This is a genomic window from Microbacterium sp. P26 (assembly GCF_023712585.1).
GTDB lineage: Bacteria > Actinomycetota > Actinomycetes > Actinomycetales > Microbacteriaceae > Microbacterium > Microbacterium algihabitans_A.
On sequence record NZ_JAMAXZ010000007.1, the window covers coordinates 98,718 to 123,031 of the forward strand.

Sequence of the window (24,314 nt, forward strand, 5' to 3'; positions counted from 1 at the left end):
TTCGACGGGCTCAGGGACCTCGCTACGGCAGGTCAGTCGGTGAGCGACTTGCGGTAGAAGATCTCGCCGTCGGCGGTCTCTTCCGAGCGGTGGTAGCCCTCGCGCTCGTACAGGCGCTGGTTGGCCTCGCTGAGGCCGCCGGTGAAGAGTTCCGCGGTCGTCGCCCCCTCGTCGCGACCGCGCTGCTCGACGGCCGCCAGGAGCGCCGACCCGAGCCCCGCGCCCTGCTGATCGGGCGCGATCGCGAGGCGGCCGATCAGCAGCAGATCCGCGTCGCGGCGCGCGCGGACGGCTCCGACGAGGCGGTATCCGTCGACCGCGACGCACCCGAGATTCTCGACGAGCTCCGCCCGCAGCTCTTCGAGCGTCTGGGTGAGCGGGGGCATGTCGGGGTCGCCGTAGATGAGCGCCTCGCTCGCGAACGCGGCGCGTTGGATGGTCAGCACCTCTCCCGCGTCGTCGGTGGTGATCGGGCGGATGGTGGGCGAGTCGGCCATGGTCGTGTCCTTCTGGGGGGCGTGAGGCTGCGGGTTAACTATCATGGGCTTCAGTGCCGCGTCATTCAGGTGAACGGTATCTCGCACCATGAATGACTTCTACGACACCTCGGTCCGCACCGACGACATCGCCGCGACGGACGCGTGGCTGCGCGCGCAGTACGGTCACGTCGACCTGCAGGCCGACGACGCCGTCTACGCCGAGCGACTCGTCGGCGACGGCGCGTTCGCGCTGAGACGACTCGAGTGGGAGTCCCGCGTCGATCTGGCCTACGAATCCGACCGCTTCTACGTGTGCAGCTCGACTCCCGGGTACGCCTGGCGGATCGGTCGCTGGGACGGTGAGTACAGCGTCGCGCCGGGTGTCATCCAACCCGGTGACGAGCTGCGCGCGCTCGCCGACCACTGCCGTCTCGACGTCGTCTCGTTCGATGCCGAGCGACTGACGCAGACCGCGCGCACCGTCTACGGCGACGAGGAGCTCAGCGTGCGCTTCGCCGGGACCGACCCCGTCACTCCGCGCCTGCGCGATTACTGGCTGGCGACCCAGCGATGGGCCCTGACGCAGGTTCCGGTCCTCGCGGAACCGCTCGTGCGGGCTCACGTGTACCGCGCGCTGTCTGTCGCGGCACTCGAGAGCTTCGCCCTCGTCGGCGATCCGCGCGAGCGTCGCGCGTCGGCCGCTGCCCAGGCGTCGATCTACAACGCCGCCGCCGCGTGGATCGACGATCACGCCTCGCTGCCGGTCACGATCGACGATGCCGCGCGCGCCGCGGGCACCTCGATCGACGGGCTGCGTCGCGCGTTCGCCGCCAACGGGCAGGTGGTCGAGTCGCCCGAGGGCTATCTCGAACTCGCCCGTCTCAGCGCCGCGCACGCCGACCTGCTCGACGCGCACGCCGACGAGACGAGCACCGAGCAGATCGCCGCGCGATGGGGGTACGCCGATCCCGCCGTGTTCGCCACCGCGTACCGGGCGGCCTACGGCGTCTCTCCGCGCACGACGCTCGAACGCTGAGCGCTCAGCGATCGCGGTCGGTGTACTCGCCGGGGTCGCCCACGTCTTCGCCGTCGCGGTCGCCGCTGGGCAGCTGGACGTCGGTGTAGGAGCCCGCCTCGTCGGCACGCGGACGAGAGGTGCTGCCGTCGGCGTTCTCGCGGTCGACGTACTCACCGGGCTGGTCGGAGCTGCCGCGATCCGCGGTGCCGTCCGGCAGCTGCACGTCGGTGTACTCGCCCTCGCCGGGTCCGGTGCCGTGTGCGCCCGCATGTCCGTCGACGTGGTCGCCGTCATGGCCGGGAACGTGGTGATCAGCCATAGCCGCCTCCTCGGGGTCGTGGTGATTCGACGGTAGTCCCCGGATGCCGCGGGGCCGAGGCTCTTGACATGCGTTCTGCCGTGCGCCGTCGACGGTGTCAAGGGCGTGGGCCGGATCGCGGACGCCGGGCAGGGTGGAGACATGCCAGCTCTCGCCATCATCCTCGTCATCGTCGGTCTCGTGCTGCTGTTCCTCGGCGTCTTCGTCGAGGCGGTGAAGTTCCTGCTGTGGATCGGCATCATGATCCTGATCATCGGTGTGATCGCCGCCCTCATGCGCTTCATCCGCCGCAAGGCCTGACGCTCCGCGTCCACCACGCCGCCCCGCGCGACAGACGTCGCGGCGGGCGGCGTTCGTGCGTTCAGGCGAGGAACAGGTCGCGTGCCCGCGGCGGGCGCTGGGCTGCGACGGCCACGAGCGCCGGCCTCAGCGCCTCGTGCCGGAACACGTAGCCGGCCTCCTGCAGGACGCGCGGCACGGCCCAGCGGCTCTTGAGCACGAGTTCGGGCTCGTTGCGCAGCAACGCCATGGCGGGGTCGAGCATCCAGCGGAAGGCCGCGAGCCCGAAGGGCATCCGCGCGATGCGCCGCAGCTCGCGCATCAGCGTGCGGTTGTCGCTCACCTCCGGGGCCGACAGGTTGACGGGACCGGCGAGATCCTCGCGGTCGCGGAGGAACCGCACCGACCCCACGACGTCGTCGATGTGGATCCAACTGAACCGCTGCCGGCCCGAGGTGCGGTGCCACCCCGAGAGCGCCGGGCCCGTGGGGTGCGCGCCGATCCCGCGATAGCGGCGATGCGGGAACCACCAGCTGTCGATCTGCGGCCCGCCGAGCCCGAGGCGGGCCAGGGCGAACAGCATGCGGGTGGCGGGGCCGTCGCCGAGCACGATCGCCATGCGCAGGGCGACCCTCCGTGTGTCGGGGAGGTCGCCGTCGAAGAACGCGCGCTCCCAGCTGGTGGCGACATCCACCGAGAACCCGTCGCCGATCATGCCGTCGATCTCGTCGTTGCCGCTCTCGGTCTCGTGCCGGTAGATGGTCGCGGTGGAGGCGTTCATCCACACGCGGGGTGGTCGCCGCGCGGCGCTCACGGCGCGGTGCAGCGACCTCGTCGTGTCGACGCGCGAGCGCAGGATCTCGTCGCGGTTCGCGTCGGTGTACCGGCACGACACGATCTTTCCGGCGAGGTTCACGAGCACGTCGGCACCGTCGACCGCGCGGGCGATGGCCGCGGTGTCGCCCCAGACGATCGGCCCCGACCGACCGATCGTCACCACCTCGTAGCCCTCCTCCGCGAACGCCGCGCGAAGCGATCCGCCCACGAATCCGCCCGCCCCGGCGATGACGACGCGGGGCCGGTCGGGCGCCTCGTTCGGCGTCATGCGGTGCGCATGTGCGAGCTCAGCGATTCGCTCACGCCGTCATAGACGTCCTTCAGCGACTTCGTCAGGTCGACGTAGGTGCCGGCCGACCGGATGAGGTCTTTCACGAATTTCGCCAGCAGCGCGGCCCAGTCGGCGGCTTTGATCGCGACCTGGGCTGCCACCACGGGAGTCGCGGCGCCCAGCGTGGCCGCGATCTCGACCAGCGCCTGCACGACGTAGCCCACGAGGTCGCTGAGGGCGTCGCGCACCAGGTCGTGGACGGCCTTCACGATGGTGGAGAGCAACTCGACCGCGATGCCGACGCCCTTCGCCATCATCGAGGCCGTGTCGAGCGCCGACGCCATCGTCGTCAGGAACGCCCGGTAGGTGTCGATGGTGAAGCCGCTGAGGCTCTGCAGATCCGGGATGCTCGCCTCGAGGTCGGCACCTGCGGAATGCACGGCTTCGGCGACCCCGGCCCACGTGGCGGCGTAGCTGGTGACCATGTGGTGGTCGCCCGTCAACTGGTCGAGCCAGTCGCTGAGGGGGAACACGTGCTCGAGCACCCAGCCGGCCCCGAGCGAGACCAGCGTCGCGATCGGGTTCATGATGGCCGAGGCCACGTCGAGCGCGATCGAACCCATGTTGAGCGAGGCGCCGACCCAGTCGCCGGTGGACAGGCTCTCGGCGACGTTGAATCCGTCTTCGAACGGCCCCACTCCGTCCATCCACCCCGGCATCTCGGGGGCCACGATCAGCGAGTTCCCGGCGGCCGCCGCGTTCCCGGTGACGACACCGCCCCAGCCGACCGGGGTCATACCGCCACCCCTCCGCCCAGCTGGGCGTCCAGGGTGCGGATGCCGTCGATCGCGGTGGCCTCGCACTCGGCGAAGTCGCGCGTGATGAGCTTCACGATGCGACTCGATCGCTCGAGCAGTTCGCGCGTGGCGGCGAGTGAGGCCCCCGCGCCCACACCCATGAGCGTGGTCGGCGCCGCGGCCGCCGCGCACATGAGCCCGTAGGCGTCGGAGCCCAGGGTCATGTAGCCGATGGCGCCGATCGGGGCCTCGAGCCGCTGCGCGATGGCGCTCACCTTGGCGGCGTGGGCGTCGAGGATGTCGCAGTCGATCGCGATCTCGTGAGTCATGCGTCCCGCCCCTCGCCCTCGTGGGGGAGCGGTGGCATGCGGGTCTCCGCATCGGTGCGGATCTTGGTGACCGTGGGGGAGTCCTCACCGAGCACCTCGGCGGCGAGCTCGACGCTGCGCTCGGAGGCGGAGCGATAGGCCGCGCGCACCGTCGTCAGCAGCACCTCTGCCAGCCGTTCCCGGCCCAGATCGAGGGCCCGATCGCTGAAGGTCACGTCGAGAAGGCGGCCCGCCACATCGACGGTCACCGAAAGCTCGTCGTTGTGCGAGCGCTCGGTCGCGTCGACGGAGGCGATGCTCGCCGCGAGGATCTGCATCCGTTCCGCGTGCACCGCTGCCCCCGCCACCTGCGCATCGATCTTCCGGAGCGCGGCTTCGCGCGCCTCCACATCTGGTTCGATCAAGGTTCCCCACTTCCTTTCGCCGGGTCGATGTTAGTGAGGCGGACTCATCCGGGGTAGTCGCAGCCGAGGGAAAGGGTGCGGCGGGCATGATGTGACGGTGAATGCCCACGAGCAGGACAGCTGGATCGCCCTTCCCACCCCCGTCGCGTACGACGCCCTGGTCGATCCGCCCCATCGCGACCCGAAGCTCAAGCCCGACGCCCAGGCGGTGTCGGCCTTCGCAGCGGCCAACGGATGGCAGTACTTCGTCGGTGCGGGCTCGCAGCCCTTCCCGGGAGTGGTCTTCCGCGACGACCGCGGGCGCAGCCGTCAGCTGCAGCGAGCGGGCGACATCGTGCGCGTTCCCGGGCCGGCCGCCCTCGAGATCGGCAACAGCGCCTCCTCCTTCACGGTCAACCTCAACCAGTTCAGCGTCGAGTGGGGGTACGCAGCCGTGCGCCTGCCCTTCGCCACCCCCGGGCTCATCGTCGAGACGGCACGCGCGCGCGCCGAGACACCGCTGCCGGCGTTGCCCGGCGTCTCGCCGTCGCCGATCGCAGGCCGCCCTGATGCCGGGTCGGTGTACGTCGCGCCCGAGCATGCCGCGTGGGCCGCCGCGGTGGTGACGCCCGAACTGGGAGCCCTGCTCACCGACGACCTCGCGTTCGATCTCGAGATCGTCGACGGCTGGCTGTTCCTCTACCACCCGGGTCGCCTGTCCGTCCCCGATCCGGCTGTGTGGCAGCGCGTCTTCGCGGTGCTCGAGGTCGTCGGCCGTTCGCTCGCGACCGCGGCACCCGCGCTCCCCGCCCTACCCGCCGCCGCCTCACCGGCTGCGGGGGATGGTGTCGCGGCATCCGCCGTGCCGGCGGCGCCCGCACCGGAGCGGGGCGCGACGAGCGGAGCAGGTCTCCCCGTCCGAGACCGTTCCTCGGATGTCACGCGCACGACCAACTGGACCTACTACGGCATCGCCGGAGGCGTCTTCGTGGTGCTGGCGGCGACCGCCTTCCTGTTCGTGGGGCGGTGATCGAGCGCGGCTGATCTCCCTCGACAGGGGGAGGCGATGGGGCGTGGGCGATCCGTAGCGTGGAGGTATCCCCGCCCCCCGGAAGGATCACCGTGACTCTCGCCCGTCGCCTCGCCGCCGCCCTGTCCGTCCTCGCCGTCGCCGCGCTCACCGCGTGCACGAGCGCGGCCCCCGAGTCCCGTTCGAGTCGTGCGGCCTCCGTCGACATCCCTTCCACCGCGGTGGGGGAGCGGATGACGTGGGTTCTCGACCAGCTCGAGGCCGAAAACGACACGACCCCCGGAACCTGGGCCCGCGTCCTGGACGAGGACTTCCAGAAGCAGGTGTCGGCGGAGCAGGTCGCCGAACTGCTGAACGGGCAGATCCGGCCCGCGGCCCCCTTCACCGTCACCGCCTACCAGGGCACCGACACCCAGGCGGTCGCCACCGTCGCCGGGAGCCTGGGCGACCCCTTCGATCTGACGCTCATGATCGACGCGGACGACCGCATCACCGGCATGGTCTTCGGCCCGGTCGCCGCGCCCTGGGAGCCCTCCACCTCGCTCGACCAGGTCGAGGAGCGGCTGCGCGCCCTGCCGGGCGACGTCAGCGCGCTGGTGGTCCGCGGTGACGACGAGATGCTCGAGATCGACAGCGCACGACCGGCCCCGCTCGCTTCGGTGTTCAAGCTGTACGTGTTGCTCGCGGTGACGGATGCCGTGGCATCCGGCGATCTGTCGTGGGACGAGATGCTCGTGCTCGGCGACGCCGACCTCAGCCTCCCCTCCGGCGAGTTGCAGGACGAAGCGACCGGGACCGAGGTGACGGTGCGCGAGGCTGCGTCGGCGATGATCCGCATCAGCGACAACACCGCGACCGACCTCTTGATCGGCCGACTGGGCCGCGAGAGAGTCGAGGCGGCGGTCGCTCGCAGCGGACACGCCGACCCCGCGGTGCTGGTGCCGTTCGTCTCGACGAAGGAGCTGTTCACGCTCGGCTGGGGGGATCCGGCGCCCCGCGAGGAGTGGGCCGCCGCCGACGTCGCGGGCAAGCGTGCTCTGCTCGACCGCATCGACGCCGCGCCGCTCGCCGTCGACGGCGCGGCGGTCGTCGCGCCCATGTGGCAGGACGGCTTCGACTGGTTCGCCTCGGCCGCGGATGTCGCCGGGGTGCACCGAGCGCTGCAGCAGACGGGCGACGCCGAGGTGCTCGGCATCCTGAGCGAGAACCCCGGACAGGGCCTCGACGTGGGCACGTGGCCGTACGTGGCCTTCAAGGGTGGTTCGAGCCGGGGCGTCGTGACCGGCAGCTGGTTCGTGCGCGACGACGACGGCGAGGCGATCGTGGTGCTGATGATGTCGTCGGCGGATGCCGCGGCGGTCACCGGCGCGACGCGCGACTTCTTCCACCTCGCCGAAGACGCCCTGCGCCTCGCGCACTGAGCGCAGCGCCCCGCAGAGGGCCCCTGAGCCCGTCGAAGGGACCGCGCCGCACGCGCGGGGCGACCGGCTCTCCCGGCCGCCCCGCCGCGGTCGTCAGGCCCGGTCGGGGTCGGGCAGCGTCTGCGCGATGCGGCTCGAGGCCGCCGAATCGCGACCGACCCCCGGCTGGAACTTCGCGATCGGGTCGTCGGCGTCGACGTGCGGCTCGGGGCCGTCGTCGCCGGGCGCGGGCGAGGCCGGCGTCTTCTCAGCCGACTCGTCGACCGTGTGGTCGTCGGTGTCTGCGGTGTCGACGTCTTCGGTGTGACGCGAGGTCGAGCCGCCGTCGCCGCCGTGTTCGCGCTCTCCGTCGGCGCCGCGCGTGCCGACCCCCGGCAGGTCGTTCTGGCTGGAGATGCCCTGCACGCGCGCCTCGTCGTCGGGGTCGATGCGCGCGGCTCCCACGGCGCCCGTGTCGGCGCCGGCGGCGCCCGCGGGTACATCGGCGGCGAGACCGTCGGATTCGGGAACGAGGTTCTCCTCGTCGCTTCCGGGCAGGTGGTCGGCGGGGCTGTCCATGGTGTTCCTTCCGTCGGTGTGCCGCCACGCTAGGCGCCGATCCATCGGGGCGGACCGGGGTTGCGCGTCACCGGGTCGCGGCATCCGGAGCGTGCGTCCTGCCATGTCGGAGCCCCTGGGTAGGCTCGGAGCAGCTTCGAAAGGAACCGCAATGCAGCAGCGTCCCCTCTCCCGTACCGGCCGCGAGGTCTCGGCGATCGGCCTCGGCACCTGGCAGCTCGGCCCCGACTGGGGCGGGGTGAGCGAAGACGAGGCCCTGTCGGTGCTCGCGGCCTCGGCCGACGCCGGCGTCACGCTCTTCGACACCGCCGACGTCTACGGCGACGGCCGCAGCGAAGAGATCATCGGCAAATTCCTCCGGAGCACGGCTGCCACGGGCATCACCGTCGCGACGAAGATGGGCCGCCGTGAAGACCAGGTGCCCGAGAACTACACGATCGAGAACTTCCGCGGCTGGCTCGACCGCTCTCGGCGTCTGCTCGGCACCGACACCCTCGACCTCGTCCAGTTGCACTGCCCGCCGTCGGCGGTCATCGACGACGACGCGACCTGGGACGCCCTCGACCAGCTCGTCGCCGAAGGGGTCATCGCCGCGTACGGCGCTTCGGTCGAGACGATGGATCAGGCCCTGTCGGCCCTCCAGCGGCCGAACCTGACCAACCTGCAGATCATCTTCAACCCGTTCCGCCTCAAGCCGCTCGACGAGGTGCTGCCGCTCGCGGCCCAGAAGAACGTGGCCGTGCTCGCGCGCGTGCCCCTGGCGAGCGGTCTGCTGTCGGGCAAATACACGCACGACACCACGTTCGACAAGGACGACCACCGCACGTACAACCGCAACGGCGAGGCGTTCGACAAGGGCGAGACCTTCTCGGGCGTGCCCTTCGACGAGGGAGTGTCGGCCGCCGACGAGCTCAAGAACGCCCTGCCCGAGGGCGTGACGCTGCCGGCGGCGACGCTGGCCTGGATCGCGTCGCGCGAAGGCATCACCTCGGTGATCCCGGGAGCCCGGTCGGTGCAGCAGGCCACCGCGAACGCCGCCGCGGCCGATCTGATCGACGGGGGCTTCGACCTCGCGGCCTTCGACGCGCTCGTGCGCGACGTGTACGACCGGCGTCTGCGGGCGGAGATCCACCCGCAGTGGTGAGACCGGCATGACGAAAGCCGGGCCCGTCCGTGTGGACGAGCCCGGCTTTCGTTCGGAAGGTGACGTCAGCTGACGTCGCCGCGCCAGGCGCCCGACTCGTTTCCGCGCGACTCGATGTACTTCTTGAAGTTGTCGAGATCCTTCTTGACCGAGTGGTCATCGGCGCCGAAGGCGGCACCGAGCTTCTCGAGGACGCCGGTGGGAGCCCAGTCGATCTGCACCGTGACGCGCGTCTCGGTGTCGGACAGGCGGTGGAAGGTCACGACCCCGGCGTGGTTCTCGTCGCCGCCGACGCTGTTCCACGCGACGCGCTCGTCGGGGTGCTGCTCGGTGATCTCGGCGTCGAACTCGCGCTCGGCTCCGGCGATCTTGACCTTCCAGTGCGTGAGCGTGTCGGACTTCTGCGTGATGGACTCCACGAAGCTCATGAAGTGCGGGAACTCTTCGAACTGCGTCCACTGGTTGTAGGCGACGCGAACGGGAACGTCGACGTCGATGGTTTCGATGACCTGGGCCATGGTGTCCTCTTCCTGTGTGTCTTCCGGGGCTGCCCCCAGTCTTCGTGCGCCTCCCCGCCCACGGCCCGGGGGTTGAGGGATCGCGCATCGTGGCCTATACGCGGGGAGACGGCGGTCAGGCGCGGCCGCGCAGGATGAGGTGCCAGTAGACCCACGGCAGCACGCGGCGGTCGGCGATCCACGAGAGTCGCCGTTCGCGGTACAGGGAGCGCCAGAACGGGACGCTGGGCTGCAGGCGCCCCTGGCGGTCGAACTCCGCGAACACGACGGTGCCCCGCGACACCGTGAACGGCACTACGCTGTATCCGTTGTATTTCGCCGTGGGGGTGCGCCCGGCCAGGACGGCCTGCATGTTCTTCACCAGCGCCTGAGCCTGCCGGCGGATCGCCCCGCCCGACCGGCGCGTGGCGACGGTCGCGGCATCGCCGAGGGCCCAGATCTCCGGATGCCGGGTGTGCTGCAGCGTCTCGGGGTCGACGTCGACGAAGCCGTGCGGGTCGTCCGAGGCCGCCAGGCCGCTGCCGGCGATCCACTCGGGAGCCCGCTGCGGAGGCACGGCGTGCAGCAGGTCGTAGGCGATCGTCTCCTCGGCGTCGCCGTGACCGATCGTCGCCGTCCGTGCCGCGGCATCCACCGCTCGAAGCTCCCGGCTGTACCGCACCTCGATGCCGTACTCGTCGAGTTTGCGCTCAAGTTCGCGGTCGATGGCGGGGATGCCGAACGGCACGGGGTCGGGGCACACGAAGACCACCCGGATGGCGCCCCGCACGCCGATCGAGCGCCACCAGTCGCAGGCGAGGTACATCGGCTTCTGCGCCGCGGCTCCGCATGACGCAGGCTCGGGCGGTTGCGTGAACACCACGGTGCCGGCGCGGAAGTCGCGGAGCGCGGGGGAGGCCTTGGCTGCGAGGTCGTAGTCGTAGTTCGAGATGCCCGTGGCATCCGCCATCGCCTCGGGAAGGCCGGGGACCTGCTCCCACGCCATGCGGAGGCCCGCGCACACGACGAGCTGGTCGTAGTCGATACGACCGCCCGACACCAGGTGCACGCGTCGGGCGTCGGCGTCGACCGTGAACGCCTCGTCGCGCAGCCACCTCACCCCCGGCGGGATGACGTCGGCCTGGGGGCGGACGGCCTCCGAGGCGCGGGCGGCGCCCCCGGCGATGTGCGACTGCAGGGGAGCGAACACGTGTTGTTCGCGCGGTTCGATCACGGTGATGTCGCCGAGACGGGCGCGGTGCAGGCGCCCGGCGATCGACAGTCCGGCGTTGCCGCCGCCGATCACGACGATGCGCGGGGTCGCGCGCGCGGGCACGGTGGAACGGGGGTCGGGCATGGGGGATCCTCTCGTCTCCCCTCACCGTGCGTCCTCGACGACGACGGCGCCAGCGCCTTGACAGGGGCCGCGTGCGACGGCGACGGCGACCGCGGGGACCTGTCAAGGGGCACCGGCGGGCGACCGCAGCCCCGTTTGATGAGAGAACCGCCGCCACCCGCGGTCTGCGACGAAAGGATCCCCCATGAGCGACGCATCGATCGACCCCACGCCCTCTGACGCGGCCATGGCAGGCGTGCAGCCGCTGCGCGACGGCGACACCTCCATCGAGCCCGATCCGGCGCTCGACCCCGCCCAGGCGGAGTGGGACGCCACGACCGCCCTCGACGAGGGCGCCGATCCCGCCGACATCAACCCGGCCACCGCGACCGGGGCCGACCCGGCCGAGATCCCGGCCGACGACAGCGACATCCCGCTCGAGGACATCCACCCCGAGTCCACCGGCACCGACTCGCAGGGCATGGACCCGGGCGTGGTCGAGCTGGGTGAAGAGGGCCAGGGCGACCTCGCTCCCGAAGACCTCTGAGAGCTCTCCCGAACACCGCACGATGCCCCGACCCTCGATGAGGGGGTCGGGGCATCGTCGTGTGCGGATTACTGCTCGATGAGCTGAGGCGTGCTCTCGTACGCCTCGATGACACCGTCGCGGTCGTCGGTCGAGACGGCGATGCGGCGGGGCTTCGCCTTCTCGCTGACCGGGATCGTCACGCTCAGCACGCCGTTGCGGTACGACGCGCTGATGCCGTCGGTGTCGATGCCCTGTCCGAGGTTGAGCTGGCGGACGAACGACGCCGTCTCGCGCTCGCGCGTGATCCACTTGACGCCCTCGCCCGAGCCGAGGGTGCGCTCGGCGCGGATCGTGAGCAGCTGACCGTCGACGTCGATGTCGACCGAGCCGGGGTCGACGCCGGGGAGGTCCGCCGCGAGCACGTAGTGGTCGCCGTCGCGGTACAGGTCCATCGGCATCCGTCGCGGACCACCGCCGCGGCGGGCGTCGAGGAGTGTCGACGCGAGGCGGTCGAGGTCGCGGAAGGGGTCGTAGGTGGCCATGGTCGTTCTCCTTTTCGATCGGTCGGGACTCGGCATCCCGGATGTTCTGTGAAGTTGAGTCCATGTGGCTCAACTACGACCAGATTAGCACTCGACACAGGAGAGTGCCAAGACATTTCACGCGTGCACGACGGCGGGCCACCTGGTCGACACGCCGATTCCGGATGCCGGCTCCCGGCGCGTCGCGGAGGATCCCCGCCGTCGTTCACGAGCGGCACCGCCGCGGGCCGGCGGACCGCCGCAGCGCGGTAGCGTCGGACCCGTGACGGATGCCGCGACCACGAGGTCGCCCCTGCGGGCCCTGTGGGGCGCGACCCACCCCGGGCCGACGCTCGTCGTGACCGTCCTCTCCCTCGCGCTGGGCATCGCCGCGGGGCTCGAGCCGTGGCGCCTGGGTCTGCTGGTCGTGGCGGTGTTCGCGGGGCAGGTCTCGGTCGGACTGTCGAACGACGCGATCGACGGCGCTCGCGATGCCACGGTCGGGCGCACCGACAAGCCGATCGCGGGGGGAGCCCTCACGCCCGAGCGCGCCCTGGCCGTGGCCGTCGGAGCCCTCGTGCTCGCCGTGCTGCTGTCCGCGCCGCTGGGGGCTGCCCTCGTCGCGGCGCACGCGATCGCCCTCGCCTCGGCCTGGGCGTACAACGCCGGGCTGAAGTCGACCCCGGTCTCGATCGTGCCGTTCGTGCTGAGCTTCGGTCTCTTCCCCTCGTTCGCGACCCTCGCCGGCCCCGACCCGGAGCTTGCTGCGCCGTGGGCGGCGCTCGCGGGAGCCGCGCTGGGCGCCGCCGTGCACCTCACCAACGTCGTGCGCGACCTCGACGACGACCGCCGCACCGGCGTGCGCGGGCTGCCGCACCGCCTCGGTGCCCGCGCGTCGGTGCTGATCGCCGCGGCCGGGATCGTGGTCGGAGCACTCGCGGTGCTGCTCGGGCCTTCGGGCGGGGCGAATGCCGTCGGGACGGTGTTCTTCACGGCCGTCGTGGTGGTCGCGGTCGTCACCGCGGTGCTCGTGCTGGTGCGGCCTCCGGGCCGCGCGGTGTTCCAGCTGACGATGCTCGCGGCGCTGCTGCTGGCCGCGCAGCTCGTCGTCTCCTAGGAGCCGGTCCTCAGGTTCCGGATGCCGCCCGGTCGAGGCGCATCGCGTAGGCCCGGGTGAACAGCGCGCCACCCGGTCCGCGCAGGGCGGTGCGGAGCGCTGCGGAACGGGCCGCGTGCGCCCGCGGACCGGAGGCGCGGCCCAGCAGGGTGTTGAGGAAGGCGAGGCGCGCGGCGTGCCGGGCCGACGCGAGGCGGTCGCGCTCCCAGCGGTCGACGCCTTCGCCGTCGCCCCCGCGCGCCCACGGGGCGAGCAGCGGGGCGAGCGTCAGGGCGTCGAGCAGTCCGAGGTTCATGCCCTGACCGCCGATCGGGCTCACCTCGTGCGCGGCGTCGCCGACGACGATCACCCGGCCGCGACGGAGTGCGGGAGCCACCGCGCGGCGCACGCCGAAGCTCGACGCCCCGGTGGTGTCGACCTCGACCCCCGTGCGGCGCGCCACCGCCTGGTGCAGGAAGGCCGCGGCATCCGGAACCTCTTCCCGCCCGGCCCACGCGACGAGCCTCCTGCGTCCGTCGGGGAGGGGGAACGACTCGACCACGCCGTCGCGCTCGAGGTGCACGCGGGCGACCGGGCCGCCCGGCGCGGTGACGTCGGCCATGACGTAGCGATCGGGGTAGTGGTGGGAGCGCACGGCGCCGTCGCGGTAGACGAGCGAGCGTCCCGCCCATCCGGATGCCACGACCACGACCTTGGCGCGCAGGTCGTCGGCCCCCGCGATGCCGATCCGCACGCCGTCCGCCTCCTGCCGCAGCGACTCCACGGTCACCCCGCGCCGCACGGGCGGGGCGAGGGCGGTCAGCACCTCGATCGTGTCGGATTGCGGCAGCGCCGCCACGTACGGGTGCCGCGCCCGCAGGCGATCGAAGCGGATCGCGGCGATCAGCCGTCCGTCGGCTCGGGCCTCTCCGCGGGCGATCCGCACCGCTCGCTCGAGGATCCCGTGGGTGGCCCCCGAGGCCTCGAGCAGGGCGAGGGCGGGGGAGTGGATGCCGATCGCCCGCGTTCCCGCTCCGACCTCGGTGCGACGTTCGACGAGGGCCACGTCGACGCCCCGCGCGCGCAGGTCGGCGGCCAACGCCAGCCCGACGGGGCCGGCGCCGACCACGAGCACCTCAGTCATCGGCATCCGCCCGCCCTCGAGCCGCGGCGAGCACCCGGAACGGCGCGGGGGTCTCCACCTGCCAGGGCGAGCCGAGGGCCGCGGCCAGCTCGGGCGCGCGATAGCTCCGACGGATCGAGCGCAGCCCGTCGACCCGCAGGAAGGTGCCGGCGGCCAGAGGGGCGATCCCCGCGGCGTACAGGGCGTAGGCGAGGCGTCCGCGGGCGATGTCGGCGTGCAGCACGCGTCCGCGCGAGAGGGCGAGCGAGTCGTCGGCGAAGCGCCGCAGCCCGTCGGCGTCGAGATGGTGCAGCACGTGGTTCGAGATCACGAGGTCGAACCTCTCGCCCGCGGCCAGCAGGTCGTCCGACCCCTGCGCGACGAACCGCACGCCGGATCGTTCGCGCTCGCGCGCGGCCTCGAGGGCGCGCGGATCGGGGTCGGCTCCGACCCACTCCACCTCGAGTCCGTCTCGCGCGGCCAGCCCCGCGAGCCGCACCACGACGTCGCCGCCCCCGCATCCGAGATCGAGCACGCGCGCCGGCCGGCCCAGGGCCCGCAGCTCGGGGCGCACCCGCGTGCGGTACACGTGCCCCCACGCCGAGACGAGACGGTTCACCACGTCGAACCGCCGATACGTCGCGGCGAGGGCCCGGGGGTCGCAGTCGGGGTCGTCCATCAACTCGGTCAGCGCGGTGTCGCGCCGGGCGAGCGTGCTCACGCGCCGGTGCGGCGCATGGTCAGCCGCGCCGCCTCCACCGTGAGCCCCGGCCCGAACGCGAGGGCGGCCACCCTGTCGCCTTCGACGCGCTCCGCATCGGCCAGCAGGTCGCGCAGGATGAACAGCAGCGTCGCGCTCGACATGTTGCCGTGTCGGCGCAGCACCTCGCGCGAGGGGGCGAGGGCGGCGGCATCCAGACCCAGGGCGTTCTCGACGCGGTCGAGGATGCTGCGCCCGCCCGGGTGCACGGCCCACGCGTCGACGGCGGAGAGATCGCCCAGTACGTCGTCGGCGATGGCCGAGATCTCGCGCCCGATGATCCGGGGCACCTCGGGGGTCAGGGTCATCTCGAACCCCGAGTCGCCGACGGTCCAGGCCATGTCCTTCTCGCCGTCGTCGGTCACGTGGGTGGCGAATCCGTCGAGGTCGAGGCCGTCTCGAGAGGAGTCCCCGGATGCCACGACCGCCGCTCCCGCACCGTCGGCGAACACCGAGGCGGCGACGATCTGGTCGGGGTGCGAGGAGGTCTGCCAGTGCAGGGAGCACAGCTCGCAGCACGCGACGAGCACGACCGCCGCGGGGTCGTCGCCGACGATGCGGGCGGCGAGGCGGAGGGCGGGGATCGCCGCCGCGCAGCCGATGAAGCCGAGGTGGTAGCGCTCGACCGTGGGCGAGAGTCCGAGGTCGCGCACGAGGTGGTAGTCGGGCCCGGGGGCGAACATGCCGGTGCACGACACCGTCACGACGTGGGTCACCTCGTTTGCCCCGTACCCCGACCCCGACAGCGCTCGACCTGCGGCCGCGGCGAAGAGGTCGGGCGCGCGGCGGCGGTACTCGTCATTGCGCGCTCCGGTCGGGGGCATGAGCAGGGTGTCGCCGTCGCGCACCGGGAGCCCCTCGACCTCGGTGCCCGCCAGCTGCGGCAGCACGACGTGGCGGGTGTCGATGGCGGCCGCGTCGAACGCCGCGCCCACGAGGCGTTGACTCTTGCGGTCGAACCCGGGTTGCGCGGCGAACAGGTCGCGCAATGTCGTCTGGGAGACACGGGTATCGGGCAGGGCCGTGCCGATCGACACGATGCGGGCGGTCATGCCTCACCTTGACACGGTTTCACCCGACCGGGCGCGGATCGGGGACCGGTTGTCGTGCGCGGCTTCTCGTGCCAGCGCCTCAGGCGGCGACCAGATCCGGCAACAGCAACCCCGCGATGGCTCCACGGTAGTCGTCGATCATGCGCCGTCGGTCGAGGCGCCCGCGGGCGGCGACGGCCGCGGCGCGCAGGGCGGGCCGGTGGGCGAGGGCGTGGGTCCAGGCCGCCACGATCGACGACTCGTCGCGGGCGGTCACGAGGCCGAACCCGTCGATCATGCGCGCGGCGTCGCCGACGTCGGTGGTGACGGGCACGGCTCCGGATGCCGCTCCCTCGACGAGGCACAGCGGCGAGGCCTCCCCGAAGGCACTCGTGAGGGCGACGATGTCGGCGATCCGGTAGAGCTCGGGCATGTCTTCGCGCAGCCCGAGCGCGTGCAGGTTCACCGCCTCGCCCACCCCGCTTTCGGCCCGCAGGGCGGCGAAGGCCGGGTTGTCGGCCGTCATCCCCGAGCCGCACATGACGTAGTGCGCTCCGGGCGCGCGACGCGCGTGCGCAGCGACGGCGCGGAGGAAGAGCCCTGGGTCCTTCATCGCGTCGAACCGCGCGGCCAGCAGTACGACGGGGGCGGAGTCGGGGATGCCGAGGCCCGCGCGGATGCGTCGGCGCTGCACGCGCGTACCGGGGCGGAAGCGTCGCGTGTCGATGCCGTTGTCGATCACCCGCGCCTCGCGGGCGGCGACACCGGCGCGCGCGTAAGCGAGCGAGGTCGATTCGGCGCACGAGATCGTGGCGGTCACGGCGCCGCTGCCCGTGGCATCCGTCAACCACTCCAGGGCGGGGCCGGAGTGCGTCGGGTCGGAGCGGTGCAGGCACGCGGCGAGCGGGCGGTCGGGGAGCAGACCCGCCCGCTCCAGCGCGACGACGAGGCTGAGCGGCTGCTCCTTGAGCGAGAGCACGACATCGGCCTCGGTGAACAGGGCCGCGGCCCGAGCGAGCTCCGTCGCGGTGAACTCCTCGGGGGCGAGGGGACGATCGCCCGCGATCCGGTCGAACGTGTCGATCACGACGCCCGCCTGCTGCAGGCGGCGGAAGCGCGTGTCGTCGCGGGCGAACTGCAGGGAGGCATCGCGGCGCGCCGCGGAGGTGAGCGAGAGAACGCGGTGCTGCTGGGCCCCGCCCTGCGACAGGCCGGCGACCACATCGGAGTGGAGGATGCGCGCCCCACCGGCGAAGAAGCCCTCGTAGAGCGAGAGCACACGGATGGGTCGAGTCATCGTCAGTCGCCTTCGGGGCCGGGGGTGGGGCACCGCGGACGCGGTCGTCCCATGCTGAAGGCTCGACCCCGAGTGGTGGGTTACGTCCACGAGACCATCGCATGAACGCCGGGACACGACCCGGTTCGCCCCCGTGAACGAGCCGACGCGCCGGCTCCCGGGGGAAGGAACCGACGCGTCGGGTGAAGGGGCGGTCGATCACGCCTGGGGCGCGACCTCCTTCGCCTCACCGGCCTCGTGCGCGCGCGACCAGGGCCACCGCTTCGTCGCGGGCGTCGTCGCCGGCGGCTGGGGCGCCTCATCGATCGAGCGCGGGCCGATGCCGTTGCCCATGGCGGCGGTCATCGCGATGCTCCACACCGAGCCCGTCTGTCGTCCGCTCTGCTGTCCGTAGATCATGGTCGTTCTCCTCGCTCCGTCTCCCGACGGGGATGCCCGTCTCCCGACGGGGTCGTGACCTCAGTCGTAACCCCGCGGTCCGCGGTGCGATGCGCCCTTGACAGCGATGACACGGTGCGCATGCCCGGCGCGGATCGCGTGTTTCGCCACCGGCCCGACCCGCGGGGTGTTCACGAACCTGTGGCCAGCGTGTCCGGACAGCAGGTCACGATGACGGCGCGCGGGCGCAAGCGGGCGGCGCTCTGGGCTGCAGTGAGTACGATCGTGCCTCGTGCAGACGCCTACCGGTGCTTCGACGCCCCCCTCGCCGGGGTCGGACCTGAGCCGCGCACTGCTCGCCTACGGCGAGGCCCGCCGCACGGCGGCCGCAGAAGCGCGGCGCGTGCTCTCGCTCAACGAGCTCGACGCGCGCGCCCTGATGTTCGTCGCCGAGAACCCGGGCGCCCGTCCCTCGCACGTGCGCGACCACCTGGGCATCACCTCGGCGGGCGTCACGACCCTCATCGACCGCCTCGTGCAGCGCGGCGCCGTGCGCCGCGACCTCGACGACGAGGACCGCCGCGTCAACCACATCACCGCGACCGTCGATCTCGACGACGAGCCCTGGTGCCACCTGCGCGCGTTCGACGCGGGCATCGAGAAGGCCGTCGCCGATCTCGACCCCGCCGACGCGGCCGTCGCGGCCCGCGTGATCGACCACCTGCTCGGCGGCGCCGAGCAAGAGAGGTCGCCGACCGTTCCGGCCCCCGCCGAAGACGAGGGCTAGTCGGCGGCGATGAACGCTTCGGAGCGCGCCTGCAGGAACGAGCACAGGGCGCTGAGGGTTGCGAGTTCGCCCGACAGTGCCATCACGCGTCCGGCGGGCAGCGGTGCGGCGTCTTCGCGCGGCTCGAAGGTGACCGCCCACTCCGTGGACCCCTGCTCCGGACCGGGGGCGATGAAGAACGTCGTCGACACGCTGCGCAGCTGCGCAGCGATCAGTCCCGCGTCGGAGCCGTCGTCGCTGTCCTGCGGGATCACGCGCAGCATCTCGGCGTGGTCGTAGCCCATCGCCCGGAAGTCGTCGACCCACGCCTGCAGGGTCGTCATGGTGCGAAACGGCATGGGTGTCCCTTCGGCGGGTCGGGCGCCGGGCGGCGTCACTCCCAATTATGGCCTCGCGCGCGGCCGGTACCCGCTGGTCTAGGAGTACTCGCGCGAATGCGCATTCCGTATCGAGCGCTTCATTTTATGGCTGATCAAGTCGAAATGCGCATGAATGCTCGCGAGAAAGATACGGTGGAAAGCGGATGGGGGGCATCCGCGAGATTTCGCATTCGTCGTGTCGATTGCGTGGGAGCGTTCCCGCATTCACCTGCGCTATCGCGCCGGTAATCGCCGTCGATCCCGGACGAATGAGGACACTTCGTGGAGCATACGAACATCGAGACGCGAGACGCCGAGACCGTCGAGCACCTGTGGCAGACGGTCGTCCCCGGCGCACGCATCTCGCGGGCCGAGGCGATCCAGCCGGCGCTCACCTGGCACGCGGCATCCGAGCCGGGGTTCGCGTTCTGCGACTACACGATCGGCTCCACCATGCTCGTGGAATCCGACCCGCTCGACCAGGTCGTCGTCGGGCGCATCGCCGGGCCCCGGGTCTCGGCGACCTACCGCCGCGAGCGCATCGACGCCGCCGTGCCGTTCATGGTGGTCGATCGTCCCCTCGAGATCGCCTTCACGGGGAGGATCGCCGGCACCGCCGTCTCGTTCTCGCGCACCGACTTCGATGAGGCCGCGCGTCGCCTCTCGGGCGATGACACCCTGCGCGTGCGCGCCACGGGCTACGCCCCCGTGAGCGAGCAGCGCATGCGCTACTGGTCGCGCACGTGGGAGTACACGCGCGACGTGCTGCTGCGCTCGCCCGAGCGCACCCCGCTCATCGAGCAGCAGGCGCGCACCCTCATGCTCGAGGCGTCGCTCCTGGCCTTCCCGACCACTTTCACCGACGCCCTCGCGGCGGGTCGACCCTCGCGGCCGCTGCCCGCTCCCGTGCGCCGCGCCAAGGCGTACGTCGAAGCGCACGCCGCGGAGCCCGTGGTGCTCTCCGACATCGCCCAGGCGGCGCGTCTGTCGCCCCGCGGGCTGCAGTACGCCTTCCGCGCCGCGACGGGTCGTACGCCCATGCAGTACCTGCGTCGGGTGCGTCTCGACGCCGCGCGCGCCGAGCTGCGCAGCGCCGATCCGTCGGTCGACACCGTCGCCGCGATCGCCGCGCGCTGGGGCTTTTCGAACCTCGGCCGGTTCGCGGCGATGTACCGCGGGGAGTTCGGCGAGACGCCCTCCACGACGCTGCGCTCCTGACGCGGGGCGGTCGCTCGCGCCGGGGCGGTCGCCCGCGCCGGGTCAGTGCCCCGCGCCGAGCTCTCCGCTGAGGCGGTCGTGGAAGCGCGAGGCGTGGTCGTTCATGCCCACCAGCTCGACCGTGGTGCCCACGTGCGCGTACTTCGTGCGCACGGCGTCGAGGGCGGCGACCGTCGAGGCGTCCCACACGTGCGAGCGCGACAGGTCGATGACCACCCGCGAGGGGTCGTCGTGGTACGCGAACTTCGTCGTGAGGTCGTTGCTCGAGGCGAAGAACAGCTCGCCCTCCACGGTGTAGCGGGCGACGTCGGCGCCGACTTCGCGCGTGACGCGGGTGAGGCTCGCGACGCGGCGGGCGAAGAGCACGGCGGCGGCGATCACGCCGACACCGACGCCGATGGCGAGGTTGTGCGTCCACACCGTCACGGCGACGGTGAGCACCATGACGATCGTCTCGCTCACCGGCATCCGCCGCAGAGTCGCGGGGCGGATGCTGTGCCAGTCGAAGGTCGCGACCGAGACGACGATCATGACGGCCACGAGCACCGCCATCGGGATGATCGCGACGACATCGCCGAACGCGAGCACGAGGATCAGCAGGAAGACGCCCGCGAGGAAGGTCGAGATGCGCGTGCGGGCCCCCGACGCCTTGACGTTGATCATCGTCTGGCCGATCATCGCGCACCCGCCCATTCCGCCGAACAGGCCCGACAGCACGTTGGCCGCGCCCTGCCCGAGCGACTCGCGCGTCTTCGAGGAGGGGGTGTCGGTGATGTCGTCGACCAGCGCCGCGGTCATGAGCGACTCGAGCAGTCCGACGATGGCCATGGCGATCGCGAACGGGAAGATGATCGCGAGGGTCTCGCCCGTCAGCGGGACGTTCGGCACGAGCAGCGCGGGAAGGCTCTCGGGAAGGGCGCCCTGGTCGCCGACGGTGGGCACTGAGATGCCGAGGACGACGACGGCGCCGGTCAGCAGCACGATCGCCACGAGCGGGGCGGGCACGACCTTGGTCAGGCGCGGCAGCAGGTACATGATCGCGAGTCCCGCGGCGGCGATCGGATAGACCGCCCACGGCACGCCGATCAGCTGCGGCACCTGCGCCGTGAAGATGAGGATCGCGAGCGCATTGACGAAGCCGACCATGACGCTGCGCGGGATGTAGCGCATGAGCTTGGCCACCCCGAGCAGGCCGAGGATCACCTGCAGGATGCCGCCGAGGATCACCGTCGCGAGCAGGTAGTCGACCCCGTGCTCGCGGGCGACGGGGGCGATGACGAGGGCGATCGCGCCGGTGGCGGCCGAGATCATCGCGGGGCGTCCGCCGAGGAACGAGATGGCGACCGCCATGACGAACGACGAGAACAGGCCCAGGCGCGGGTCGACGCCGGCGATGATCGAGAACGCGATCGCCTCGGGGATGAGGGCGATGGCGACGACGAGCCCGGCCAGCACCTCGCGGGTGAGGAGGCGGGGGGAGCGCAGGGCCTGCAGGACGGTGGGCTCGGTGCGCGGGCGCGTAAGGGCAGAGGTCATGGAGAGTCTCCAGGAGGTGGGGGAGGGGACCCGCGTCGGCGCGGGGAAGAATAGGGGGGTCGCGATCGCGACGGAGTGAACTCTACCGTAACGAGAGGGTTGCGGGATCGGGGATGCGATGATCGAGGTGCGACCGATGCAGATCGGCGAGCTCGCCGAGCGGACGGGGCTGTCGATCCGCACGCTCCGTCACTACGACGAGATCGGCCTGTTGCGTCCCTCGGCCCGCAGCGAAGGCGGCTTCCGGCTGTACACCGCCGACGACGAGTCGCGCCTGCTCCTCATCCGCCGCATGAAGCCGCTCGGCTACTCCCTCGAGCAGATGGGGGAGCTGCTCTCGGTGGTCGACGGGCTCGAAGCCGATCCCTCCGACGAGGCGCTGCGTGCGCAGCTCGCCGACATCCGCGACGAGGCGCACCAGCGTCGCGAAGACCTCCGCCGCAAGGTCGCCGCCGCCGACGAGTTCGTGGCTCAGCTGGAGGCGCGATGACCGCGCACGACATCGTCCTGGAGGGCCATGGCATCCGTCTCTCTCCGGCTCGAGCCGACGACGCGGCCGAGGCGTGGCCGCTGACCGACCCGGAGCTGTGGAGTCGCATGACCACGCCCTGGGCGGACTCGGTCGAGGCCTATGCCGCGCGCGTCGAGCAGCAGCGTGCGACGCCCGGTCTGTACGCCTTCACGGTGCGGGATGCCGAGACCGACGAGGTCCGCGGCGCCACGACGTTCTACGAGTACGTGCCCGCGCAGGGGCGGGTCGAGATCGGGACGACCTGGTACGGCCGAGCCTTCCAGGGTGGACCGACCAACCCCGCCGCCAAGCTGCTGCTGCTCACCCACGCGTTCGAGGCGTGGGGCGTCAATCGCGTGGCGCTGCGATGCGATGCCCGCAACGAGCGCAGCGCTCGCGCCATCGAACGCCTCGGCGCAACGCGCGAGGGGCGCCTGCGACAGCACCGGATCGCTCCCGACGGCAGCGTGGCCGACACGCTGTACTTCTCGATCCTGCGCGACGAGTGGCCCACGGTGCGCGCCGGTCTCGAGGAGCGTCTCTCGGGTTCGCCTTCCCTCTGAGGGTTCGCAGCCCCGCTGAGGGTTCGCCTTCCCGCTCAGACTGCATCTCGCTGACAAGACGGCGACAGCCTGCTGCCGCCTCGTCAGCGAGATGCAGTCTCACGTGAGCCCTGCCGCGAGGGCCGGGGCGCGGGGCAGGGGCGCTGGGCAGGGGCGCGAGGCGCGGGGCGCGGGCTCAGCCTGCGGCGGCGTCGGCGGCGCGACGGCGGGCGAACTCGCGCGCCTCGGTGAACAGCTCGAGATCGATCTGCACGTGTCGGCGCGCGAGCTCGGCGGCCTCGTCGGGGACGGCCTGCACGATCGCATCGACGATCGCGTCGTGCTCGCGGGCGGCGCGCGTCTCCATACGGAGGTGACTTCCGCGGTCGCCCCAGGGGTGCGCCGGGGCCGACAGCGAGAGGTGCCGCTCGTGCTCGAGCAGGATGTCGCGTAGGGCGGTGTTGTGCGCGGCGTCGATGATGGCGAGGTGCAGCAGGCTGTCGGCGCGCTGCTTGGGGTCGCCCGACTCCGCTGAGTGGAAGTCGTCGAGGCGGCCCCGCATCGCGGCGATGTCGGCGTCGGTGCGCCGCTCGGCGGCCAGCCGGGCGAGCGAGGAGTGCAGCATCGAGCTCGCCGTGCATGCGTCGACGAGGTCGCTCCAGCGCTCCTCGAACCACCGGTCGACGCCGACCACGATCGAGGCGGGCCAGTCCTCGGCGACGAAGGTGCCGCCGCCCCGGCCGCGGCGCCGCTCGATCAGGCCGCGTGTCGACAGGTCGTCGAGGGCGGCGCGCACCGTGGTGCGTCCCACGCCCAGGAGGGGGGAGAGGTCGCGCTCGGCGGGAAGACGGGTGCCCGGGAGGAACTCGCCCACCGCCACGGCGGTGATCAGTCGCTCGGTCACGCGCTCCACCAGAGAGGCGTCGTCGGTGTCGGCCATGGGCTCCCGTCGTTTCTCCCATGTTAATTCCGCAGAAAAGGTTTGCCAACGCACCTTTAACGGGTCCACGATGACTGCATGCATCGCTCCACGCAACGCGAGATCTCCGTCCCCTTCCGCGACGGCTTCACCTGGGCCCGCCTGACCGAACCGGCCGAGCCCACCGGCGCCGCACCCCTGTTCGTGCTCCACGGGGGCCCCGGGATGGCCCACAACTACGTCTCGAACCTCGACGCCCTCGCCGAGCTGACCGGTCGCACCGTCGTGCACTACGACCAGATCGGCTGCGGCAGGAGCTCGCACCACCCCGACGCCCCGGCCTCCCAGTGGGTGCCGCAGCTGTTCGTCGACGAGTTCCACAACCTGCGCGAAGCGCTCGGCTTCGACGAGTACCACGTGCTCGGTCAGTCGTGGGGCGGCATGCTCGGCGCCGAGATCGCCGTGCGTCAGCCCGCGGGGCTGCGAAGCCTGGAGATCTGCAACTCCCCGGCATCCATGGCCCTCTGGCTCGCGGGCGCAGCGCGGCTGCGCGCCGAGCTCCCCGAAGACGCCCGCGACGCCCTCGACCGGCACGAGGCCGCCGGCACCCTCGACGACCCCGAGTACGCCGAGGCCACCCGCATCTTCTACGAGCGCCACGTGTGCCGCGTCACGCCGATGCCGCAGGACTTCGTCGACAGCGAGCAGCAGATGCTCGCCGACCCCACGGTCTACTTCACGATGAACGGGCCGAACGAGTTCCACGTCGTCGGCACGGGTCGCGACTGGACGATCATCGACCGCCTTCCCCAGGTCGCCGTGCCCACGCTGGTCGTCGCCGGCGAGTTCGACGAGGCCACCCCCGAGACGTGGGAGCCCTTCGTCGCGCACATCCCCGGCGCCCGCTCGCACGTGTTCCCCGGGGCGAGCCATTGCACCCACCTCGAGATGCCCGACGCCTTCCGCGCGGTCATCGCCGACTTCCTCGCGCCCCTTCCCTGACACCCGC

At 71.9% G+C, this 24,314-nt stretch carries 30 protein-coding genes; 12 read left to right on the forward strand and 18 right to left on the reverse strand.

What is annotated here, in order from left to right:
• Positions 1–32 precede the first annotated feature (32 nt).
• Positions 33–497 (reverse strand): GNAT family N-acetyltransferase, encoded by a 465-nt coding sequence (locus tag M3667_RS13625; protein ID WP_251508770.1) that lies wholly within the window; start codon positions 495–497, stop codon positions 33–35.
• Positions 498–585: 88 nt separating this feature from the next.
• Between M3667_RS13625 and M3667_RS13630 the strand changes: the two genes are divergently transcribed.
• Entirely contained in the window at positions 586–1,515 is a 930-nt protein-coding gene (locus tag M3667_RS13630) for an AraC family transcriptional regulator (protein ID WP_251508772.1), read from the forward strand.
• Positions 1,516–1,519: 4 nt separating this feature from the next.
• On the opposite strand, the gene M3667_RS13635 is transcribed toward M3667_RS13630, so the two are convergent.
• Positions 1,520–1,816 (reverse strand): hypothetical protein, encoded by a 297-nt coding sequence (locus M3667_RS13635; protein ID WP_251508774.1) that lies wholly within the window; start codon positions 1,814–1,816, stop codon positions 1,520–1,522.
• Positions 1,817–1,957: 141 nt separating this feature from the next.
• Between M3667_RS13635 and M3667_RS13640 the strand changes: the two genes are divergently transcribed.
• On the forward strand, positions 1,958–2,116 hold the full coding sequence (locus M3667_RS13640) for a hypothetical protein (RefSeq protein ID WP_251508776.1): 159 nt from the start codon (positions 1,958–1,960) through the stop codon (positions 2,114–2,116).
• A 61-nt stretch (positions 2,117–2,177) separates the two neighbouring features.
• Here the strand turns inward: M3667_RS13640 and M3667_RS13645 are convergent, their stop codons facing one another.
• From M3667_RS13645 to M3667_RS13660, 4 genes are read right to left on the reverse strand one after another with little or no spacing between them, the layout of a single operon-like run.
• Positions 2,178–3,200: an epimerase gene (locus tag M3667_RS13645; protein ID WP_251508779.1), complete on the reverse strand. Its 1,023-nt coding sequence runs from the start codon at positions 3,198–3,200 to the stop codon at positions 2,178–2,180.
• Positions 3,197–4,000, reverse strand: coding sequence for a hypothetical protein (locus M3667_RS13650; protein ID WP_251508780.1), 804 nt, complete (start codon positions 3,998–4,000; stop codon positions 3,197–3,199). Before M3667_RS13650 ends, M3667_RS13645 begins: the two co-directional genes overlap by 4 nt.
• Positions 3,997–4,329: a hypothetical protein gene (locus M3667_RS13655; protein ID WP_251508781.1), complete on the reverse strand. Its 333-nt coding sequence runs from the start codon at positions 4,327–4,329 to the stop codon at positions 3,997–3,999. Before M3667_RS13655 ends, M3667_RS13650 begins: the two co-directional genes overlap by 4 nt.
• A complete protein-coding gene (locus M3667_RS13660) occupies positions 4,326–4,733 on the reverse strand; it encodes a YbaB/EbfC family nucleoid-associated protein (protein ID WP_251508782.1) in 408 nt (135 codons plus the stop codon). The genes M3667_RS13655 and M3667_RS13660 overlap by 4 nt, the downstream gene beginning before the upstream one ends.
• Before the next feature lie 97 nt (positions 4,734–4,830).
• Here M3667_RS13660 and M3667_RS13665 point away from each other — a divergent pair, with 97 nt between their 5' ends.
• Positions 4,831–5,742 carry a hypothetical protein gene (locus tag M3667_RS13665; protein WP_251508783.1) on the forward strand — a complete coding sequence of 304 codons (912 nt, stop codon included), beginning with the start codon at positions 4,831–4,833 and terminating at the stop codon, positions 5,740–5,742.
• Positions 5,743–5,834: 92 nt separating this feature from the next.
• A complete protein-coding gene (locus M3667_RS13670; protein ID WP_251508784.1) occupies positions 5,835–7,163 on the forward strand; it encodes a Cpe/LpqF family protein in 1,329 nt (442 codons plus the stop codon).
• Positions 7,164–7,256: 93 nt separating this feature from the next.
• Here the strand turns inward: M3667_RS13670 and M3667_RS13675 are convergent, their stop codons facing one another.
• Positions 7,257–7,721, reverse strand: a complete 465-nt coding sequence (locus M3667_RS13675) for a hypothetical protein (RefSeq protein WP_251508785.1) — start codon at positions 7,719–7,721, stop codon at positions 7,257–7,259.
• A gap of 151 nt (positions 7,722–7,872) precedes the next feature.
• Between M3667_RS13675 and M3667_RS13680 the strand changes: the two genes are divergently transcribed.
• On the forward strand, positions 7,873–8,865 hold the full coding sequence (locus M3667_RS13680; protein ID WP_251508786.1) for an aldo/keto reductase: 993 nt from the start codon (positions 7,873–7,875) through the stop codon (positions 8,863–8,865).
• A gap of 65 nt (positions 8,866–8,930) precedes the next feature.
• Here the strand turns inward: M3667_RS13680 and M3667_RS13685 are convergent, their stop codons facing one another.
• Together M3667_RS13685 and M3667_RS13690 are read right to left on the reverse strand one after the other, a co-directional pair.
• Complete coding sequence (locus M3667_RS13685; protein WP_251508787.1) at positions 8,931–9,383, reverse strand: SRPBCC family protein; 453 nt, start codon at positions 9,381–9,383, stop codon at positions 8,931–8,933.
• Between the two features lie 115 nt (positions 9,384–9,498).
• Positions 9,499–10,719 carry an NAD(P)/FAD-dependent oxidoreductase gene (locus M3667_RS13690; RefSeq protein ID WP_251508788.1) on the reverse strand — a complete coding sequence of 407 codons (1,221 nt, stop codon included), beginning with the start codon at positions 10,717–10,719 and terminating at the stop codon, positions 9,499–9,501.
• A 184-nt stretch (positions 10,720–10,903) separates the two neighbouring features.
• On the opposite strand from M3667_RS13690, the gene M3667_RS13695 reads away from it, so the two are divergent.
• The gene (locus M3667_RS13695; RefSeq protein WP_251508790.1) at positions 10,904–11,245 is read left to right on the forward strand and encodes a sugar ABC transporter ATPase; all 342 of its coding nucleotides are present in this window, start codon (positions 10,904–10,906) and stop codon (positions 11,243–11,245) included.
• Between the two features lie 68 nt (positions 11,246–11,313).
• On the opposite strand, the gene M3667_RS13700 is transcribed toward M3667_RS13695, so the two are convergent.
• Positions 11,314–11,769 (reverse strand): Hsp20/alpha crystallin family protein, encoded by a 456-nt coding sequence (locus M3667_RS13700; protein ID WP_251508791.1) that lies wholly within the window; start codon positions 11,767–11,769, stop codon positions 11,314–11,316.
• A gap of 262 nt (positions 11,770–12,031) precedes the next feature.
• On the opposite strand from M3667_RS13700, the gene M3667_RS13705 reads away from it, so the two are divergent.
• Positions 12,032–12,865 carry a UbiA family prenyltransferase gene (locus M3667_RS13705; protein WP_251508792.1) on the forward strand — a complete coding sequence of 278 codons (834 nt, stop codon included), beginning with the start codon at positions 12,032–12,034 and terminating at the stop codon, positions 12,863–12,865.
• Positions 12,866–12,875: 10 nt separating this feature from the next.
• On the opposite strand, the gene M3667_RS13710 is transcribed toward M3667_RS13705, so the two are convergent.
• From M3667_RS13710 to M3667_RS13730, 5 genes are all read right to left on the reverse strand, one after another.
• Positions 12,876–13,988: an NAD(P)/FAD-dependent oxidoreductase gene (locus M3667_RS13710; RefSeq protein WP_251508793.1), complete on the reverse strand. Its 1,113-nt coding sequence runs from the start codon at positions 13,986–13,988 to the stop codon at positions 12,876–12,878.
• Positions 13,981–14,646 carry a methyltransferase domain-containing protein gene (locus M3667_RS13715; protein WP_251508976.1) on the reverse strand — a complete coding sequence of 222 codons (666 nt, stop codon included), beginning with the start codon at positions 14,644–14,646 and terminating at the stop codon, positions 13,981–13,983. Before M3667_RS13715 ends, M3667_RS13710 begins: the two co-directional genes overlap by 8 nt.
• A gap of 38 nt (positions 14,647–14,684) precedes the next feature.
• Positions 14,685–15,779 carry a type III polyketide synthase gene (locus M3667_RS13720; RefSeq protein ID WP_251508794.1) on the reverse strand — a complete coding sequence of 365 codons (1,095 nt, stop codon included), beginning with the start codon at positions 15,777–15,779 and terminating at the stop codon, positions 14,685–14,687.
• Between the two features lie 79 nt (positions 15,780–15,858).
• Positions 15,859–17,055, reverse strand: a complete 1,197-nt coding sequence (locus M3667_RS13725; RefSeq protein ID WP_251508795.1) for a glycosyltransferase — start codon at positions 17,053–17,055, stop codon at positions 15,859–15,861.
• A gap of 198 nt (positions 17,056–17,253) precedes the next feature.
• Positions 17,254–17,454, reverse strand: a complete 201-nt coding sequence (locus tag M3667_RS13730) for a hypothetical protein (RefSeq protein ID WP_251508796.1) — start codon at positions 17,452–17,454, stop codon at positions 17,254–17,256.
• A 271-nt stretch (positions 17,455–17,725) separates the two neighbouring features.
• On the opposite strand from M3667_RS13730, the gene M3667_RS13735 reads away from it, so the two are divergent.
• On the forward strand, positions 17,726–18,220 hold the full coding sequence (locus M3667_RS13735) for a MarR family transcriptional regulator (RefSeq protein ID WP_251508797.1): 495 nt from the start codon (positions 17,726–17,728) through the stop codon (positions 18,218–18,220).
• On the opposite strand, the gene M3667_RS13740 is transcribed toward M3667_RS13735, so the two are convergent.
• Positions 18,217–18,558 carry a hypothetical protein gene (locus tag M3667_RS13740; protein WP_251508798.1) on the reverse strand — a complete coding sequence of 114 codons (342 nt, stop codon included), beginning with the start codon at positions 18,556–18,558 and terminating at the stop codon, positions 18,217–18,219. The genes M3667_RS13735 and M3667_RS13740 overlap by 4 nt on opposite strands.
• Before the next feature lie 303 nt (positions 18,559–18,861).
• Here M3667_RS13740 and M3667_RS17070 point away from each other — a divergent pair, with 303 nt between their 5' ends.
• Positions 18,862–19,797, forward strand: a complete 936-nt coding sequence (locus M3667_RS17070; protein ID WP_251508799.1) for an AraC family transcriptional regulator — start codon at positions 18,862–18,864, stop codon at positions 19,795–19,797.
• A gap of 42 nt (positions 19,798–19,839) precedes the next feature.
• On the opposite strand, the gene M3667_RS13750 is transcribed toward M3667_RS17070, so the two are convergent.
• On the reverse strand, positions 19,840–21,333 hold the full coding sequence (locus M3667_RS13750) for a SulP family inorganic anion transporter (RefSeq protein ID WP_251508800.1): 1,494 nt from the start codon (positions 21,331–21,333) through the stop codon (positions 19,840–19,842).
• A 136-nt stretch (positions 21,334–21,469) separates the two neighbouring features.
• On the opposite strand from M3667_RS13750, the gene M3667_RS13755 reads away from it, so the two are divergent.
• The gene (locus M3667_RS13755) at positions 21,470–21,823 is read left to right on the forward strand and encodes a MerR family transcriptional regulator (RefSeq protein WP_251508801.1); all 354 of its coding nucleotides are present in this window, start codon (positions 21,470–21,472) and stop codon (positions 21,821–21,823) included.
• Positions 21,820–22,407 (forward strand): GNAT family N-acetyltransferase, encoded by a 588-nt coding sequence (locus tag M3667_RS13760; RefSeq protein WP_251508802.1) that lies wholly within the window; start codon positions 21,820–21,822, stop codon positions 22,405–22,407. Before M3667_RS13755 ends, M3667_RS13760 begins: the two co-directional genes overlap by 4 nt.
• A gap of 175 nt (positions 22,408–22,582) precedes the next feature.
• On the opposite strand, the gene M3667_RS13765 is transcribed toward M3667_RS13760, so the two are convergent.
• Positions 22,583–23,326 carry a FadR/GntR family transcriptional regulator gene (locus M3667_RS13765; protein ID WP_251508803.1) on the reverse strand — a complete coding sequence of 248 codons (744 nt, stop codon included), beginning with the start codon at positions 23,324–23,326 and terminating at the stop codon, positions 22,583–22,585.
• A 78-nt stretch (positions 23,327–23,404) separates the two neighbouring features.
• On the opposite strand from M3667_RS13765, the gene M3667_RS13770 reads away from it, so the two are divergent.
• Positions 23,405–24,307, forward strand: a complete 903-nt coding sequence (locus tag M3667_RS13770; protein WP_251508804.1) for a proline iminopeptidase-family hydrolase — start codon at positions 23,405–23,407, stop codon at positions 24,305–24,307.
• Positions 24,308–24,314: the final 7 nt, after the last annotated feature.

Excerpts from the sequence above, each read along its gene's own strand:
- M3667_RS13625 (WP_251508770.1), bottom strand. The coding sequence starts at position 497 with ATGGCCGACTCGCCCACCATCCGCCCGATCACCACCGACGACGCGGGA.
- M3667_RS13630 (WP_251508772.1), top strand. The coding sequence starts at position 586 with ATGAATGACTTCTACGACACCTCGGTCCGCACCGACGACATCGCCGCG.
- M3667_RS13635 (WP_251508774.1), bottom strand. The coding sequence starts at position 1,816 with ATGGCTGATCACCACGTTCCCGGCCATGACGGCGACCACGTCGACGGA.
- M3667_RS13640 (WP_251508776.1), top strand. The coding sequence starts at position 1,958 with ATGCCAGCTCTCGCCATCATCCTCGTCATCGTCGGTCTCGTGCTGCTG.
- M3667_RS13645 (WP_251508779.1), bottom strand. The coding sequence starts at position 3,200 with ATGACGCCGAACGAGGCGCCCGACCGGCCCCGCGTCGTCATCGCCGGG.
- M3667_RS13650 (WP_251508780.1), bottom strand. The coding sequence starts at position 4,000 with ATGACCCCGGTCGGCTGGGGCGGTGTCGTCACCGGGAACGCGGCGGCC.
- M3667_RS13655 (WP_251508781.1), bottom strand. The coding sequence starts at position 4,329 with ATGACTCACGAGATCGCGATCGACTGCGACATCCTCGACGCCCACGCC.
- M3667_RS13675 (WP_251508785.1), bottom strand. The coding sequence starts at position 7,721 with ATGGACAGCCCCGCCGACCACCTGCCCGGAAGCGACGAGGAGAACCTC.
- M3667_RS13680 (WP_251508786.1), top strand. The coding sequence starts at position 7,873 with ATGCAGCAGCGTCCCCTCTCCCGTACCGGCCGCGAGGTCTCGGCGATC.
- M3667_RS13685 (WP_251508787.1), bottom strand. The coding sequence starts at position 9,383 with ATGGCCCAGGTCATCGAAACCATCGACGTCGACGTTCCCGTTCGCGTC.
- M3667_RS13690 (WP_251508788.1), bottom strand. The coding sequence starts at position 10,719 with ATGCCCGACCCCCGTTCCACCGTGCCCGCGCGCGCGACCCCGCGCATC.
- M3667_RS13695 (WP_251508790.1), top strand. The coding sequence starts at position 10,904 with ATGAGCGACGCATCGATCGACCCCACGCCCTCTGACGCGGCCATGGCA.
- M3667_RS13700 (WP_251508791.1), bottom strand. The coding sequence starts at position 11,769 with ATGGCCACCTACGACCCCTTCCGCGACCTCGACCGCCTCGCGTCGACA.
- M3667_RS13710 (WP_251508793.1), bottom strand. The coding sequence starts at position 13,988 with ATGACTGAGGTGCTCGTGGTCGGCGCCGGCCCCGTCGGGCTGGCGTTG.
- M3667_RS13715 (WP_251508976.1), bottom strand. The coding sequence starts at position 14,646 with ATGGACGACCCCGACTGCGACCCCCGGGCCCTCGCCGCGACGTATCGG.
- M3667_RS13720 (WP_251508794.1), bottom strand. The coding sequence starts at position 15,779 with ATGACCGCCCGCATCGTGTCGATCGGCACGGCCCTGCCCGATACCCGT.
- M3667_RS13725 (WP_251508795.1), bottom strand. The coding sequence starts at position 17,055 with ATGACTCGACCCATCCGTGTGCTCTCGCTCTACGAGGGCTTCTTCGCC.
- M3667_RS13730 (WP_251508796.1), bottom strand. The coding sequence starts at position 17,454 with ATGATCTACGGACAGCAGAGCGGACGACAGACGGGCTCGGTGTGGAGC.
- M3667_RS13740 (WP_251508798.1), bottom strand. The coding sequence starts at position 18,558 with ATGCCGTTTCGCACCATGACGACCCTGCAGGCGTGGGTCGACGACTTC.
- M3667_RS13750 (WP_251508800.1), bottom strand. The coding sequence starts at position 21,333 with ATGACCTCTGCCCTTACGCGCCCGCGCACCGAGCCCACCGTCCTGCAG.
- M3667_RS13755 (WP_251508801.1), top strand. The coding sequence starts at position 21,470 with ATGCAGATCGGCGAGCTCGCCGAGCGGACGGGGCTGTCGATCCGCACG.
- M3667_RS13760 (WP_251508802.1), top strand. The coding sequence starts at position 21,820 with ATGACCGCGCACGACATCGTCCTGGAGGGCCATGGCATCCGTCTCTCT.
- M3667_RS13765 (WP_251508803.1), bottom strand. The coding sequence starts at position 23,326 with ATGGCCGACACCGACGACGCCTCTCTGGTGGAGCGCGTGACCGAGCGA.
- M3667_RS13770 (WP_251508804.1), top strand. The coding sequence starts at position 23,405 with ATGCATCGCTCCACGCAACGCGAGATCTCCGTCCCCTTCCGCGACGGC.